This is a genomic window from Nonomuraea sp. NPDC003754 (assembly GCF_053605785.1).
Genome location: NZ_JBSGJX010000021.1, coordinates 102,126 through 118,068 on the forward strand (window position 1 = coordinate 102,126; position 15,943 = coordinate 118,068).

Annotated in this window: 12 protein-coding genes; all 12 read right to left on the reverse strand. The window is 72.2% G+C overall.

Going from position 1 to position 15,943, the window contains the following annotated elements; all coding sequences use genetic code 11:
- Positions 1–115 precede the first annotated feature (115 nt).
- Complete coding sequence (locus ACWEVS_RS25510) at positions 116–1,261, reverse strand: hypothetical protein (protein WP_452553668.1); 1,146 nt, start codon at positions 1,259–1,261, stop codon at positions 116–118.
- 308 nt (positions 1,262–1,569) lie between these two features.
- A complete protein-coding gene (locus ACWEVS_RS25515; protein ID WP_449924778.1) occupies positions 1,570–1,869 on the reverse strand; it encodes a helix-turn-helix domain-containing protein in 300 nt (99 codons plus the stop codon).
- Positions 1,866–2,111, reverse strand: a complete 246-nt coding sequence (locus ACWEVS_RS25520; RefSeq protein ID WP_452553731.1) for a type II toxin-antitoxin system RelE/ParE family toxin — start codon at positions 2,109–2,111, stop codon at positions 1,866–1,868. The genes ACWEVS_RS25515 and ACWEVS_RS25520 overlap by 4 nt, the downstream gene beginning before the upstream one ends.
- Before the next feature lie 196 nt (positions 2,112–2,307).
- A complete protein-coding gene (locus ACWEVS_RS25525; protein ID WP_452553670.1) occupies positions 2,308–5,922 on the reverse strand; it encodes an AAA family ATPase in 3,615 nt (1,204 codons plus the stop codon).
- Between the two features lie 195 nt (positions 5,923–6,117).
- On the reverse strand, positions 6,118–8,049 hold the full coding sequence (locus tag ACWEVS_RS25530; protein ID WP_452553672.1) for an endo-1,3-alpha-glucanase family glycosylhydrolase: 1,932 nt from the start codon (positions 8,047–8,049) through the stop codon (positions 6,118–6,120).
- 113 nt (positions 8,050–8,162) lie between these two features.
- Positions 8,163–9,608 (reverse strand): amidohydrolase family protein, encoded by a 1,446-nt coding sequence (locus ACWEVS_RS25535; RefSeq protein ID WP_452553674.1) that lies wholly within the window; start codon positions 9,606–9,608, stop codon positions 8,163–8,165.
- A complete protein-coding gene (locus ACWEVS_RS25540) occupies positions 9,605–10,393 on the reverse strand; it encodes an ABC transporter ATP-binding protein (protein WP_354904799.1) in 789 nt (262 codons plus the stop codon). The genes ACWEVS_RS25535 and ACWEVS_RS25540 overlap by 4 nt, the downstream gene beginning before the upstream one ends.
- A 64-nt stretch (positions 10,394–10,457) precedes the next feature.
- Positions 10,458–11,417 (reverse strand): ABC transporter ATP-binding protein, encoded by a 960-nt coding sequence (locus tag ACWEVS_RS25545; RefSeq protein ID WP_452553676.1) that lies wholly within the window; start codon positions 11,415–11,417, stop codon positions 10,458–10,460.
- Positions 11,414–12,211, reverse strand: coding sequence for an ABC transporter permease (locus ACWEVS_RS25550; RefSeq protein ID WP_449924792.1), 798 nt, complete (start codon positions 12,209–12,211; stop codon positions 11,414–11,416). The genes ACWEVS_RS25545 and ACWEVS_RS25550 overlap by 4 nt, the downstream gene beginning before the upstream one ends.
- The gene (locus tag ACWEVS_RS25555; RefSeq protein WP_452414333.1) at positions 12,208–13,137 is read right to left on the reverse strand and encodes an ABC transporter permease; all 930 of its coding nucleotides are present in this window, start codon (positions 13,135–13,137) and stop codon (positions 12,208–12,210) included. The genes ACWEVS_RS25550 and ACWEVS_RS25555 overlap by 4 nt, the downstream gene beginning before the upstream one ends.
- On the reverse strand, positions 13,134–14,750 hold the full coding sequence (locus ACWEVS_RS25560) for an ABC transporter substrate-binding protein (RefSeq protein WP_452414335.1): 1,617 nt from the start codon (positions 14,748–14,750) through the stop codon (positions 13,134–13,136). Before ACWEVS_RS25560 ends, ACWEVS_RS25555 begins: the two co-directional genes overlap by 4 nt.
- Entirely contained in the window at positions 14,747–15,907 is a 1,161-nt protein-coding gene (locus ACWEVS_RS25565) for an amidohydrolase (protein ID WP_452553678.1), read from the reverse strand. Before ACWEVS_RS25565 ends, ACWEVS_RS25560 begins: the two co-directional genes overlap by 4 nt.
- Between the last annotated feature and the right edge of the window lie 36 nt (positions 15,908–15,943).

Genomic DNA, 15,943 nt, shown 5'->3' on the forward strand with positions numbered 1-15,943 from the left:
ACGGTCCTTCCCGGTGGGCCGCCCGAGAGGCTCTCCACCGGACCGGTCACCGTCGGGGGCGGTCACGGTCGGGGACCGTCGGGAGCGGTCCCCGTGCGGTCACCCGCCGGAGCGGTCACCGCCGGTCTTCGGTGAGCTCGCGCCCTCTCCGGCGGAGGAAGGCGAACTGCAGCAGCAGAGCGGTGGCGCGCGGCAGCGGGGCGTGGACGAAGGACGGCAGCGAGCGCATCACGTTGTGGCCCTTCGCGACCATGAGCAGCTGCCCCGAGTCCCGGTAGGCGGGCGGACGGACGCCGAGCGACCTCAGCACCCGGGTGGCCGCCTCCCAGTCCGGGGAGTAGTCGCGCGCGCCCTCCATGGTCGCCGGCATCACGAAGACGCACTTGTCCAGCAGCCGGTTCGCGTGCAGCCACCTGATCTCCCATACCGTCCCGGCGAAGGCCAGCGGGACGATCACGATCAGCTCGGCCTGCCTGGCGAGCAGCTTGACCTTGTCCTGCCAGTCACTGTCCGTGCACGCCACCTTGCCGGTGCCGGGGATGTCCCAGGTGTGGTTGATCGGCCAGGTCTGCACCCCTTCGGGGTGAGTGGGCAGTAGCGCGCCTGGCACGCCGAGCGCGATCAGCGGCCGGTGGGCGGGAAAGGCGGCGGCCAGGATCGCCTCGAAGTCGGTCTGGATGTTGCCGGGCTGCTCGCTGGCGCTCGCCTGCACGCCCACGGAGTTGCTGGCCAGGCGGCCCGTGGTCGCGAACGGCCGCAGGTAGAGCGAGAAGCGCGGCGGCGGCCCTCCGGTGGGATCCGCGACGAGGCTCATGACGCGGGCGGCCCGCCGGTCGCGGGAGGACTGCCGGCCACGGCTCTCCAGCTCGATGAGCGCGAACAACGGGGTGAGGATGAGCTTGACCTGGAGAAATCCGGCCCCGGTGGCGATGATCAGGAACAGAATGACGTAGATCAGGTAGCCGGGGATCCGCAGGAAGACCGACGGAAACGTGCCGACGAACTCCAGGCCGTCGATGACCTTGGTCACCGTCCATGCGTAGAGGTCGAGCGCGGCCGACCATAACGGCGACAGCAGGACCACCACGATCACCGTCCGCAGGACCGCCCCCGTGTGGACGGGTCGCAGCGCCACGCAGGCCAGCACCGCCCCGGCCACCAGGAGCGGATGGTGGCCGAACAGCAGACCCGCGGTGACCGCCGCCGCGCCCGGCAGCGCCCAGTGGATCGCGAAGAACACCCTCAGCGATGCATGCCCCACATGCTCACTGTGCCCGCTGAGCACGGCATGGCAAGACCGGACCGCAGAACTTGGTGCGGGGCCATGACGTTTCCCGGTTCACGGCCGACGGCCCGCGACGCTGCATGGCCGCCATCGTCGTGTCCACGCCACGCACAAAGTGCGATCAGTGCCCTCGGTCGTGCCCGATGGATCACACGGCGATCAGGGAAGCAGCCCGGCGATACCCGCCCTCGTGCGGTGACGCAAGTTGCGGCGGCACGGCCGCCGAGACCGTCAAGCGCACGTCTCGGTCGGTGAGGCCGGTCTTAATACGGACGCGGAGGTCGTCAGGCAGCCGGCGCCTTGGGCGTCAGGCGGACCTCGACATCCGCGTCCAAGGCGCGTGCCAAGCGCTCCAGGACCGGCAACGTGGGGACGGTTCCGCCCGCTTCGAACCGCGCCACCGCCGATTGGGTCATGCCGGCCTCGCGGGCCAGGTCGTTCTGGCTCCAGCCCCGCCCTTCGCGCATCGCTCGGACCGTCCTGCCCAGGTCGTAGGCCAGGCGCGCGGCCTCGTACGCCTCGGCTGCACCCGGCTCGGCCATCCGGCGATCCCTGAGCTCTCGCCAGCTTCCCTGCTCGCTCATGCCGCTCCTCCCTCCTCGTCGACGGTGTGCGCCGACTCGACGCAACGGCGCATCGCCCGCCGAGCCCGCTCGACCTCCCTACGTTCCCGAACCCGCGTCTTGTGGAACACGGTCAAGAGCACGATCCGGCGACCAGGCGCGATCCAGTAGGTGATGCGCACCGCGAACTCGTCGAGATGGAACCGAAGCTCACGTAGCTTGCCGTCAAGCTGCTTCGTGTAGGGCTCTCCTAGCAGCGGCAGCTCATAGCAACGATGCTATGAACCTCGCTCCGGCCACGTCTCGCGCTTTAGTGGACGCGTTAAGTGACCGAAACGCTGCAGCCCGAGGCCGATCCTGGTCGTCGAAGACGGTCGGGGCGGAGCGACGGCCTGGCCCGAGGACAGGCAGGGCGGAGAGGCGGGACGGAGAGGCGGGCCAGACTGAGGGTGCGTGCCGTCACAGGTACTGGCCGGTGCCCGCGTCGCCGGTCGCGGGCGTCCGCCCGGCGGGGATGTCCCCGGGGAGCAGGATCCTGATGTCCTCGGCCGTCGGGTCCTGCCCCGCCATGACGCGTTCGGCCTGCAGCGCCATCGCCCGCTCCAGCAGGTTGCGGACGACCCGGCCGTTGCCGAACGACTCGCCGCGCGGGACGGCCCGCAGCGCCTGGCGGACCTGCTCGCGCACCCCTGCCTCCAGGACGAGACCGGCGCCGGCCGCCATGCTCTCGAAGATCGCGACCAGCTCGTCCTCGCTGTAGTCGGGAAAGCGGACCGTGGTCGGAAAGCGGGAAGCCAGCCCGGGATTGGCGGCCAGGAACTCCGCCATCCTGCCGTCGTAGCCGGCGGCGATGACGACCAGGTCGTCCCTGTGCTCCTCCATCAGGCGCAGCAGTTCGGCGATCGCCTCCGGGCCGTAGGAGTTGTGCGAGCCGCCGGGCGTCAGCGCGTACGCCTCGTCGATGAACAGCACGCCGCCGATCGCGCTCTCGACCGCGGCCCTGACCTTCGGCGCGGTCTGGCCGATGTACTCGGCGATCAGGTCGGCGTGGGAGACCTCGACCAGGTGGCCGGACGACAGCACGCCCAGCCGCGCGTACGCGGCGGCGACCAGCCTGGCGACCGTCGTCTTGGCGGTGCCGGGGTTGCCGGCGAACACCAGGTGCCGGGCGGGCGAGACGATCGGCAGGCCCGCCTGCCTGCGGAGCCGGTCCGCCGCGGCCTCGGCCGTCAGCAACCGCACCTCGCGCTTGACCGGCTCCAGGCCGACCAGCGCGTCGATGGCCGTCATCGGGTCACCCGCCGGGCCGGCCGGCGCGGCGGGGGCGCCGTCAACCCAGCCCGCCCCGGTGCCGTCCCCCGTGCCGTCCCCGGTGCTGTCCCCGGTGATGTCCGTCGTGCCCGCCGCGGTGGCGTCCACGGCGCTGGACGGCACGTCCTCGACCAGGATCTCGTGCAGCGACCCGCCCCCGCCGAGCGCGCCGCCCGCCATCACCCGCCGCGACTGCCGGGCCACCGTACGCTCCAGCAGCCGCAGCGCCAGCCGGGCGCCAGCCGCGTCGGGACGTGCCGACCTGACGATCCGCAGCACCCTGGCCGCGACCCCCTCGCCGAGCGTGAACCCGGCCGCGGCCGCCCTGCTCTCGTAGAGGGACACGGCCTGCTCGGCGGTGAGGTCGGGGAAGCGGACCACCCTGGGGAAGTGCTCGGCCAGCTCGGCCGAGGACCTGAGCAGCCCGTTGACGGCCCCGTCGGGCCCGCACAGGACCACCACCAGGTCGTCGGGGTGGGCGCTGAGCGCCGCGACCAGCGCGTCGACGACGTCGCGGCTGCGCGCCCTGTCGCTGTCCGTGCCGGGGCCGGCCAGGTCGCCCGCGTTCTCGACGCACAGCACGCCGCCGAGCGCGCGGTCGACGGCCCGCCGGACGCCGGCCGCGGCGTCGCCGCCGTGCCTGCCCGCCAGGTCGGCGCGGCCGATGCTGACCAGATGGCCGGACGACAGCAGTCCGAGCTCTCCGAGCATGCGGCCGAGCAGTGCCGCCACCATCGTCTTGCCGGTGCCGGGACGTCCGGTGAACGCCAGGTGCGGCGGCCTGGCCAGGCCCGGCGTGCCGGCCTCGCGCCGCAGCCTGGCGGCCCGCGCCTCGGCCACGACCAGGGCGATCTCGGCCTTGACCGGCTCGAGCCCCAGGCAGCCGTCCAGGCTCGCGCGCGGGCCGCCGGGGGCGGCGGGCAGGTCGGCGATGGTGACGCTCGCCGAGCCGCGCTCGCGGGCGGCCCGTACCGCGTGCTCGGCCAGCCGGTCCGTGAGGCGGGCGCCACGCAGGTTCTGCGATCCCGCGCCCGCGAGCTCGGCCGCGGCCTCGGCGGCGTCGCCGCTCGCCGTCGCGCCGCGCCTGGCGACCGCCCGGTGGAACAGCTCGGCCCGCTCCTCGTGGGTGAACTCGCGGGTGCGGGCGACCCGGAACTCGTGGTGCAGCGCCGGATTGGCCCGCGCGATCCGCTCGTCCCCGCCCGGCGCGCACGTGGCGACGACGTGGACACCCGGACTCCTGCGCAGCGCCCTGCGGAGTTCCTCGAGGGCGACCGCGCCGCACCGGCCGTACTCGCCGATCCGGTCGAGGCCCTGCACCACCAGCAGGTCGCCGGCGCCGAGCTCGCGGGTGCGCGACATCACGTACAGCGCGGCCTCTCCGGCGCTCATGCCGGAGAAGACCAGGTCGGAGATGTGGACGACCTCGGCGGGCCCGTCGGCGGTCGCCAGCGAGCGCCGCAGCAGGTCGGCCGCCGTCATGCGGCCCGTGCTCTCGGGCCCGGCGAGCAGCAGCCGCGCCGGGCGCCTGTCGCCGTGCCATCCGGCGGAGACGGCGTCGCCGATCGCCTCGGCCAGCTCCGGCTGGCCGACCAGTTCCCCGGCCCGGCCGGGCTGTCCGGTACGGCCCGCGGCGAACGTGGCCACCAGCGGGTTGACCGCCCTGCGCGGCGCGCACAGCACGCGCACGTCCCGCTGGAAGGCGCCGACGGGGATGGAACTGGTCGGGTTCACCGCCGGCCCCGGCAGCCCCTGGACCGAGCCGGTCACCCTGATGGCCATGTCGAGCCAGGCGCGGCAGGCCTCCGTCTCGCCCGCCAGCACCCCGCGGGCCAGCCACGAGCGCACCAGCGCGTGCCAGCCGTCGGCGTCGAAGTTCTCGCGCAGCCGCGAGAACAGCGCCTGGACCTCGGCGAAGCGCGCCAGTCCGAGGGTGACGGCGAGTTCGGCCGGCACCTCGGGCACCTCCGCCTGCGCCAGGAGGCACGCCAGTGTCACCTCTTGCTCGAAGGCGAACGGGGAGCCGGGCAGCGGTCCGGAGCTCGTCGCCCCCGGCACGTTCTCGATGAGCCGGGTGTGCGCGGCCAGCAGGCCGGAGCAGGCCCAGTCGAGGTGCCCGGCGGGCCCGAGAAGCTCGGGCAGGACGGCCAGCTGGCGCGCCTCCGCGCGCGCGGCCCACCGCCTGGGCAGCTCCTCCACGGGTGCGAGCAGGTCCTCCTTGGCCAGCGCCGGGTCGGCGGCGCGCAGGTCGTGCAGCTCGATGAGCGCCCTGCGCCGCGGTTCGAGCGGCTCGATGCCGGCGAAGACGTCCAGGCAGCGGCGCGCCACCCCGAAGGCCAGCTCGCGCAGTTCGGGGTCGTCGCCGGTGCCGTCCATCAGCCAGTACGCCGGGGGCAGGAAGGGCGTGTCGGCCGACGACCACGTCCAGCCGCGGTTGGGCCGTCGCGGCTCGGCGACGAAGTCGCTCATCGTCTCGTACGCCAGGTCGCACGCCGACCCGGCGCACACGGCCACCGACCCGACGAGGTACTGCAGCAGGTACCACAGTTCGGCGCCGATGACCGTGGTGCCCTCGGCCAGGAACGCCGGCAGCTCGACCGCGAGCGCCTCGGCGGCGGGGTCGTCGTTCAGCTCGGCCGCCCGCGCCCGCACCTGCTCGTACAGGCCGTCGGGGACCCGCCAGGGACCGTAGGAGTACAGGTCGAGGACGGGCTCGTCGGACAGCAGCAGCTTGAGGCTTTCGGGCAGGTTCGGGCGATCCATGGCAGCGGATCTTACGGGGAGCGAGGGCGAAGGCCGTCGTCGGCGCCCACGGCAGGCCCGCGCCCGGAGCGAGCAGGCGCGGGCCGGTCACCCGACCAGGCGCGGGCCGGTCACCCGACCAGGCGCGGGCCGGTCACCCGACCAGGCGCGGGCCGGGAAGGGGTGCGGGCCCCTCGCGGAGGCCCGCACCAGGGGTCACTTCCGGCCGCTGCTGACCGCGTGGTACTGCAGGTCCTGGACGGTGAAGTCCTTCTTGACCTGCCACGGGGAGGTGACGGTCACGGCGCCGACCGACGCCTTGTTCGTCCCGTACGCCAGGGGGAACGTCTTGGCCTGGACGCCGGCCTGGGCCGCGTACGTCTTGTCGGCCCCGCCGATGCTCGCCTTGACGGTGGCGGCGCGGGTGAGGAAGGACAGCACCTCGACCGTGTCGCGCGGGGCGCTGGTGCCGGCGCGCGGCGCCATGAACCTGGTCTGCGTGCCCGAGGTCGGCCTGGCCGCGGCGAACTGCGTGCGGTGGGTCAGGTAGAGGGTGTCACGGACGATCGCCGGAGCCTTGCCGGTCTTGAACCAGGTCAGGTAGTAGGAGGAGATGTCCAGGTAGGCGCCGCCGTTGTGCACCGACGGGGTGAACTGGGTGCCTTCGGAGAAGTCGTTCCAGGTGGTGAGCTGGATCCAGTCGGCCTCATCGGAGATGGACTTCTCCCAGGTGAGACGCAGGTTCTCGGTGTTGTTGGCCTCGTCGTAGATCGCCTGGTTGGGCCGCTCGTCCTGGACGGACACCGGCTGCATCCAGATCTTGTCGAGGCCGTGGGCCTTGGCGATGTTGGCGGCCAGGCCGCTCTGCCCGCTCGGACTGCGGTTGCCCCAGTTGGAGAAGCCGTAGCTGATCGGCGCGAAGGCGGCGGCGTTGGAGGGGAAGTTGAGGAACACCGGGACGAAGGCGACCGAGATGCCGTGCGAGCTCTTCATGATCTTCATGAAGTTCTGCCACCACGCGGCCGTCTGGGCCTCGGCCTTGAACGGCGAGATCACCAGGCGCTTGTCGGCCAGGCGGTAGACGGACGTGGAGCCGGCCAGCTTGGCCATGGCGGCGGCGAGGGTGGCGGCGTCGGTCTTCAGCGCGGTCATGTCGGGCATCAGGACGATCTTGAAGTCGGGGTCGACCGCCTCGGCCGCCTTGATCAGGGCCTGCAGCCGGTCCCAGTGGGCGCTGGTGAGGGAGAGGATGTCCACGGTGAAGCCGTCCAGGCCGGCCGCGGCGGCGGTCTGGACCTCCTTCTTCATGTCCTGGACCTGCCAGTCGCCGGACAGGACGCCGCGGGGCAGCGGGCGGTCCCTGAGCAGGCCGCCGTAGGCGGCGTGCTTGCCGCTCTCACCGTCGGGGTTCAGGTAGTGCTTGGTGTAGTAGTCGTCCGCGCCGGCCTTGTTGTTCAGGGAGAGCGGGTACGGCGTGAAGTAGTGGGCGAAGACCTTGCGCTCGGAGGAGCGCAGCGTCGCCAGCGAGGGCATGGTGAACGGCAGCGGGCCGGCGGGCGTGGCCGCCTCGGTGTCATAGCTGATCGACAGCTTGGGGCCCTGGCCGGAGGTGGCACGCGAGGAGTGGAGCACGCCGTGGGCGCCGGACGGCGAGGTCAGCGCGAAGTCGTAGGTGCGGTTGCCGGTGAAGGCGGAGGACACGTCCAGCTTCGCCGTGCCGCCGGCGGTCAGGCCCTGCTGGGTGGCGATCACCTCGCCGACGCTCGGGCGGTTGTCGAAGGTGAGCGTCTCGGCCGACCACTGGCCGGTGACCGGGCGCGCCTCGAGGGTGGTGTCGGTGGTCCTGACAGACTGGACGTCGAGCGTCATCTTGACGTTGACCGCGTTGTCGGGCACGTCCTTGACGTCGAAGCGGATGAAGGCGCCGCGTTCGGAGGCCTTCGCGCCGTCGCACGACGTGGTGCAGACCGACAGCCAGGTGACGGTGTTGTGAGTCTTCGCCGGGCCGGCCTCGCTGACGTAGCTGTCCTGCGTGGACGCGAACGTGACGGATTTCTGCGCGGTCGCCGCGGCGGTCGGCGCGCCGGCCGCCGCGGCGCCTCCCAGGGCGACCAATAACAGGGTGATCGCCCGTAGTCGGATACTCATCGTGCCCTCCATATAGCCATATGTCCTGACATATTGCTTTACAGCGGGCATGATCATAGACGCCTGGACGGTTGACCCGTCGGCGATTACCCGTAAATGACGATTACAACTACTCAGAGCACGCGGAACGACGGCGGGAACAGCTCCTCGACCGGGCGGCGCAGGTGGTCGCGCACCGGGTAGGCGGCCTTCATCCGCTCGAAGTACGCCTGCGCCCGCCGCCTGAACGCCTCCTCGTCCACGCCGGGGATGACCCCGTCCCGCATCACGACCCGCCCGTCGATCACGACGGTGGAGACGTCGGCGCCCGAGCAGTTCATCAGCAGCGTCCTGATCGGGTCGTCGACGGGCCCGGTCCTCGGCCCCGACAGATCCACCACGATCAGGTCCGCCTTCGCGCCCGGCGCCAGCCTGCCCAGGTCCGTACGGCCCAGCGCCCTGGCCCCGTTCAGCGTCGCCGCCCGGTAGTAGTCGGCCGCCGATCCCGCCTCCAGCCGCCCCGTGACCAGCTTGGCCAGGTTGGTGCCGTAGTCCATGTTGCGGATCATGTCCGGCGGGAACGAGTCGGTGCCCAGCGCCACGTTCACCCCGGCCGCCCGGTAGCGGTCGAAGTCGCGCAGCGCGTCGCCGTACCTGGCCATGGTCAGCGGGCAGTGCACGATGCCCGCCGGTGACGCCAGCCGCTCGGGCGAGCCCTCGAACGGCGCGTCGGGCGTGCCGGTGTAGAGCGCGTGCGGGATGAGCAGGCGCGGGCCGAGCAGCCCGACCTCGTCCAGCACGTCGAGCGGGTGCCTGCCGTGCCAGTCCCGCAGCAGCCGCAGCTCCGTCAAGCTCTGCATGCAGTGCAGCCGCACCAGGCAGTCGAGCTCCTCGGCCGCCCGCGCGGTGGCACGCATCAGGTCGAGGGTGAGGGTCTCGATGCGGCACGGCAGCAGCGCGCCGCGCAGCCGCCCGCCGTAGGTGCCGTCGACGTCGCGCGCGAACCTGACCGCGTCGGCCAGCCCCTTCTCGCCCAGGTCCGGCTCCCAGTGGACGTCGCGCCGGCCGCCGGCCAGGACGGGCACGCCGGAGCGGTAGCTCGGGCCGAGGTACATGCGCAGGCCGAGCCGTCCGGCGATCTCGGCGATGCCCGCGAACTCCTCGTAGGACTCCGCCCACGCGCTGTGGGTCTCGGCGGCGATCGGCATCGCGGTGGTGATGCCGTTGCGGATGAGCTGGGTGAGCGCGTACTCCCGCATGAACAGCGTGTCCTCCAGGGGGAAGACCGCCGCCCTGCGGGTGGTGGCGTAGTCGAGGGACCAGGTCAGCCCGTCGGAGGAGGCGTGCCAGGTGTCGAGGATCGCGTGGTCGATGTCGGACAGCGCGTCGAGGTCGATGAAGCCGGGCCCGACGATCGCCTCCCCCGCGTCGATCACCTCGTCGACGGGTCCCTCGTAGGCGGCTCCGACGTGGACGATCGAGTCGCCCGCGTAGACGACGCAGCCGTCGCGGTGGATGACGTGGTCGCTGCCGTCGAAGCCGACGACGTACGACGCGGTGACGAGAGTGGTGGTGCTCACGGTGTCCTGTTTCTCCGGGTCGGTTTCCAGCCGGGACGGGGGACGGCGGCCAGCAGGGCCCTGGTGTAGTCCTCCCGAGGGTCGCGCAGCAGGTCCGCGGTGGGACCGCGCTCCACGACCGCGCCCTTGTGCATCACGATGGCCGTGTCGCTGATCTGGTTGACGACGGCCAGGTCATGTGAGATGAAGACGTAGCTGATCTCGCCCCGCTCGCGGATGTCGGCCAGCAGGTTGAGGATCTGGGCCTGGATCGAGACGTCGAGCGCGGCGACCGCCTCGTCCAGCACCAGGACGCGCGGCTCGACGGCGATGGCCCTGGCGATGGCCACGCGCTGCCGCTGACCGCCCGACAGCTGCCTGGGCAGCATGGCGGCGTGCCGTTCGGCCAGGCCGACCGACTCCAGCAGCTCCAGGGTGCGCCTGCGCAGCTCGGCGGGGGTGAGCGGGAAGTGCAGCGACAGGCTGGTGGCGATGACGTCGCCGATCCGCTGCAGCTTGTCCAGCGAGGAGTAGGGGTCCTGGAAGACGATCTGGATCTCCCTGGCGCGCCTGCGCCGCTCCTTCGACGAGACCCTTCCCGGCGGGCGCGGCCGTCCGCAGACGGTGATCGTCCCGCTGGTGGGCGTCTCCAGGCCGAGCAGCATCCTGGCGACCGTGGTCTTGCCCGATCCCGACTCGCCGACGATGGCCAGCGACTGGCCCTCCTCGACGGTGAACGACACCTCCTGGACGGCGACCGCCTCGCCGTACACCTTGCGCAGCCCTTCGGCGCTGATCACCGTCATGAGTCCTCCTTCGCCGGCCTCATGACCGAGGTGCGCTGTCTCCTGGTGAGCTCGGCGAGCCCGGTCATGACTCCCCCTGAAGGGTCAGCTCGGCCGCGCGGGAGCAGGCGACCGTGCCGTCGAAGGCGGGCCGGTCCGCGCCGCACGAGGACTGCGCGTGCTCGCAGCGTGGCGCGAACGCGCATCCCCGGTCGGCTTCGAAGGCGGCCACGGGCCGTCCCGGGATGACCGGCAGCCGCCGCGCGACCCGCTCCAGGCTGGGGCGGGAGCGGAGCAGGCCGCTGGTGTAGGGGTGCAGGGGCGTGGCGGTGAGCGCGTCGGCGGGCCGGGCCTCGACGATCCGGCCGGCGTACATGACCGCGAGCCGGTCGCAGGTGGCGGCGGCCAGCTCCAGGTCGTGCGTGATCAGCAGCATCGCCATGCCGCGTTCGCGCCGCAGCTCGTCCAGGATCGCCATGACCTCCGACTGGGTGGTCACGTCGAGCGCGGTCGTGGGCTCGTCGGCCAGGATCAGGTCGGGTTCCGCGGCCAGCACCGAGGCGATCATCACCCGTTGCAGCAGCCCGCCCGACAGCTCGTGCGGGTACTGCCGCAGCCGCCGCGCCCCGTCGCCGATGCCGACCTCCTCGAGCAGCCGTACGGCACGCGCGCCCGCCTCCCGGGCGGGGACGCCCAGGTTGGTCACCATGGCCTCGGTCAGGAAGTCGCCGACGCTGCGCACCGGGTTGATGTGCGCCCGCGGGTCCTGGAAGATCATCGCGACCCGCCGGGCCCGCAGCTCGCGCAGTGCCCTGCCGGAGGGCACCGGCACGCCGTCGAAGAGGATCTTCCCGGTGATCCTGGCGCCCGGCGGGGTGAGCCCGATGACGGCGCGGGCGGTCATCGACTTGCCCGAGCCCGACTCCCCGACCAGGCCGACGGCCTCGCCGCGGCCGATCGTCAGGTCGACCTCCTCCACCAGCGTCTTCCACTCGCCTCCGGCCGGAACGGCCAGTGCCAGCTTCTCGATCGACAGCAGGCTCATCGCCGCCTCCCCAGCCGGTCGCCCAGCATGTTCACGGCGGCGACGACCAGCGCGATCATCACGCCTGCCGCGATCGCCTCCAGCGGCTGGCCGCGCTGCGCGCTGTCCAGCCCGCTCTTGACCATCAACCCCCAGTCGGCGGTCGGCGGCTGGACGCCTAGCCCCAGGAAGGAGACGGCGGCCACGTCGATCACCGCGAAGCCCAGCGCCGACACCGACTGGGCCACGATGATGGGCCGCAGGTTCGGCAGCAGGTGGCGGGTGCAGATGGCGAAGGCGGAGCGGCCCTGCACCCACGCCGCCGCCACGTACGGCAGGCTCCGCTCGCGCAGCGCCGCCGACCGGACCACCCTGGCCACGTACGGCGTGTACGCCACGGCCAGCCCGGTGACCACGCCTGGGATGCCGGGACCGAGGACGGCCACCGTGACCAGAGCGAAGACGATGCCGGGCACCGCGAACAGGATGTCGAGCAGCCGGGAGATCACCGCGTCGACCCGGCCGCCCGCCCACGCCGCGGTGATCGCCAGCGCGGTGCCGGCCACGCTGGAGACGCAGATGATCAGAAGGGGGCCGATGAGCGTGGTCCGCGCGCCGTACATGAGCCTGGACAGCACGTCGCGGCCGAGCGCGTCGGCGCCCAGCGGGTGTGCGGCCGTGCTGCCGCTCAGCGCGTTCATCAGGTCGGGGAAGTCAGGGTCGTAGGGCGCCAGGAGCGGCGCCAGCAGGGTCGTCGCCGCCACGGCGGCCAGCAGGACGGCGGACGCCGTACCCAGGCCGCCCAGGCGGGTCACCGCGACAGGCGCGGATCGAGAGCTGAGTAGCACAGGTCCACCAGGAGGTTGATCAGGACGAAGGCGGTCACGAGCACGAGCACCACCGCCTGGACGATGGCGAAGTCGCGCTGCAGGATCGCCCGGACGAACAGCGAGCCGAGCCCGTCGAGGGCGAAGATGTTCTCCACGACGACCGAGCCGGCGATCAGGCCGGCGACGTTGAGCCCGGTCACGGTCACGACCGGGATCGAGGCGTTGCGCAGCACGTGCCGCCGGACGATGTGCCGCTCGGCGAAGCCGCGGGCGCGGGCCGTCTCGACGTGCTCGCGGCCCAGCTCCTCCCGGACGGAGGCGCGGGTGATGCGGGCCAGGAAGGCGGCGCTGGCCAGGCTCAGCGTGATCGCCGGCAGGGTCAGGTGGTAGAGGCGGTCGAGCAGGCCGTCGCCCGCCCCGAAGACGGGGAACCAGCCGAGGCCGAGCGCGAAGACGATCACCAGGAGCACGCCGACCACGAACGGCGGCGTGGCCAGCAGGACGGAGGTCAGCACGCCGACGGCGCTCTCCACCCGGCCGCCGCGCAGGCCCGCCAGCAGGCCCATCGCGACGCCGCCGACGGAGATCAGCACGGTCGCGTAGACCACCAGCAGGATGGTGGTGGCCACGCGCGAGCCGATCAGCGCCGAGACCTCCTGCCGGTAGACCAGCGAGCTGCCGAGGTCGCCGGTCAGCGCGTCGCGCAGCCACGAGACGTAGCGCACGAAAAACGGGTCGTCGAGGTGGTACTGGGCCCGGATGGCGGCGATCTGCTCGGGAGTGCCGCTCCGGTTGCCGAGCAGGAAGGCCATCGGGCCGCCCGGCACCAGGTACAGCAGGCCGTAGACGAGGAAGGAGGCGACCAGCAGGACCACGACGAGCCCTGCCAGCCGCTTCAACGCGAATCTCACTTGGCGCCCAGCCCGGCGGCCCACGGGTAGTACAGGTAGGGGAAGGACGCGACCGCGCCCGTGACCCTGTTGTTCATGTAGAGGATCACCGGCAGGTTGTTCAGCGGCATCCACGCCACGTCGCGGGTGACCTTGTCCTGGATGCCGGTGACCAGCGCGGCGCGGGCGACCGGGTCGTACTCCGCCCTGGCCTTCTTGATGTCGGCGTCGACCGCGGGGTAGTCGTTGAAGTTCGTCCTGCCGCCCGCCAGGAAGACCGTGTAGATGTCGAGCGGGTCTGGCACGTTGCCGTACCAGGTGGAGAAGAAGGCGTCGATGCCCTCGCGCGCCTTGGGGTCGCTGTAGAGGTTGCCGTACTGCTCGACCGGGATGACCTTGATGTCGATCTTCAGGCCGAGCGCCTCACCTGTGGCCTTGATGAGGTTGGCGGTCTGCTCGTGGGTGGCGGCGCTGCCCTGGATGCCGATGGTGATCGGCTGGGTCGGCGTGCCCGCCTCGGTCAGCAGCTGCTTGGCCTTGGCCAGGTCCTGGGTCTCCGGCGGCAGGGCGTCGTAGGCCTGCTTGAAGGTGTTCTGCTCGTAGCCCCAGTACTCCGCGCCGGCCAGCGCGCGCTGCGGGGCGGCGGTCCCCTGGAAGACGACCTTGGAGATGGCGGCCCTGTCGAGGGCGAGCGAGAGCGCCTGGCGGACCTTCGGGTCGGCGTAGGGGCCGGACTTGGCGGCGCTGAGCAGCGTCCAGAACGTCAGCGACCTGCCCAGCGTCACCGACCCCGTCGTGGACTCGCGCAGCTGGGCCAGGCCGGCGGGCGGCAGGTAGAAGTACTGGCCGTCCACCTCGCCCGAGCGCAGCGCGTTGACCGCGGTGGTCTCGTCGGCGATGAAGCGGAAGACCAGTTCCTTCGACTTGGCGGCGAGCGTGGTGTCCCAGTAGGAGTCGTTGCGGGTGAGCGTGAGCGAGTCGCCCGGCTTCCAGCCCTTGAAGGCGAACGGCCCGGTGCACATGACACCGGTGGTGGGCGAGCCCAGGTCCTTCTTCGCGGCGAACTCCGCCGACACGACGGCGCCCGCCGCCGTGGCCATGGCCTGGTTGAACAGCACGTCGGGCTGCTTCAGCGTCACCGTGACCTGCATCGGCCCGGTGGCCTCGACCGACTCGACGGTGTGGAAGTAGTCGCCCCACCAGGTGCCGAGCGCCGGGTCGAGGTGCCGCTTCAGGCTGGCGGCCACGTCCTTGGCGGTCAGCTCCTTGCCGTCCCAGAACTTCACGCCCTTCCTGATCGTGTAGACCCAGGTCGTCGGCGTGGGGTTGTCGGCCTTCTCCGCCAGGCCCGGCTTGATCTCGAAGTCGGGCGTGAGCCGCAGCAGGCTCTCGCACATGTTGGCCAGCGCGGTGTTCTCCGCGTAGTTGAACGACCGGATCGGGTCGATCGTCTGCGGCTCGTAGGGCAGGTTCCACGTCACCTGGTCCAGGCCCTTGGCGGCCGCGGTGGTGGAGGTCTTCAGGTCGAGGGCGGCGGGCTTGTCCTGCGCCGGCGCCTGCTGCTGCTGCGGAGCGCCGCCACAGGCGGCGAGGGCCAGGACGAGCCCGGCGACAGGTACGGCACGACGGATCATCGAGGGGACCTTTCGAGGAGATGTCCGTCCTGGGCGATCACGGCACCGCCGCGGACGACGAACTGGGGAACGGGCCGGTCCACGACGACCTCGGCGAGCGAGCCGGCCTGTACCAGCAGGAAGTCGGCGGGGTCGCCGACCTGGAGATCGACCCGCTCCAGACCGAGGAGCGCGGCGCCCCCGTGCGCGGCGACCGCGTAGCAGGCGGCCAGCTCCTCGTCGGTACGGGCGTCGGTGCGATAGGCGAGCAGGTGCGCCCGCGCGATCATGTCGCCGTCGCCGAAGGGCGTCCACGGGTCGCGGACGCCGTCGGAGCCCGCGGCCAGCAGCACGCCCGCCCTGGTGAGCGGGCCGACGGGCAGCACCGGGTCGGCGCCGAGCGCGCAGGTGGCCAGCGCGACGCCGGAACGCGCGAGCTGCTCGTCGGCCGCCCTGCTGCCGGCCGTGTCCTCGCCGAGGCAGAAGGCGTGGCTGATGGTGACGGGATGGCCGGCCGCGCGGCGGGCGATCTCCCTGACCTGGGCCAGGCCCTGCTCGCCGCGGTCGTGCAGGTGGATGTCGATCGGCGCGCCCGTGCGCTCGGCGATGCCGAACAGCACGTCGAGGTGGCCGTGCAGGTCGCCGTCGATGCCGACGGGGTCCAGGCCGCCGATCACGTCGGCGCCCTCGGTGAGGGAGCGTTCGATCAGCTCGGCCGTGCCCGGCCTGGTGAGCAGGCCGAGCTGGGGGAAGGCGACGATCTGGACGTCGAGCAGGTCCTTGCGGGCCTGTGCGGCCTCGTACACACCGTGCACGTTGGCCAGGCCGTAGACGGGGGCCACGTCCACATGGGCGCGCCAGGCCCGGGTCCCGCGGGCGATGGCGGTGTCCATCAGCGCCCCGGCCCGCTCGGCCACCGACGCGGTCATGGCCGCGCGGGCGCGCACGTCGCCCTCGATGAGGTCCATGAGGGTCTCGGCGTGGGCACGGCTCAGCCAGGGCCGGCCCCACGTCGTCTTGTCGGGATGGATGTGCGCGTCGACGGGGCTGGGCAGCGCGAGGGCGCCCTTGCCGTCCACGATCATGGTGTTCTCTGGAGCGGTCGCGGGGTCGGCGATGCGGCCGTCGACGACCAGCAGGTCATGGGGATGGATATGGGTGAACAGCACGGAACTCATGGGAGGTGATCCCCTTACTCTGAGGAGAACTCCGCA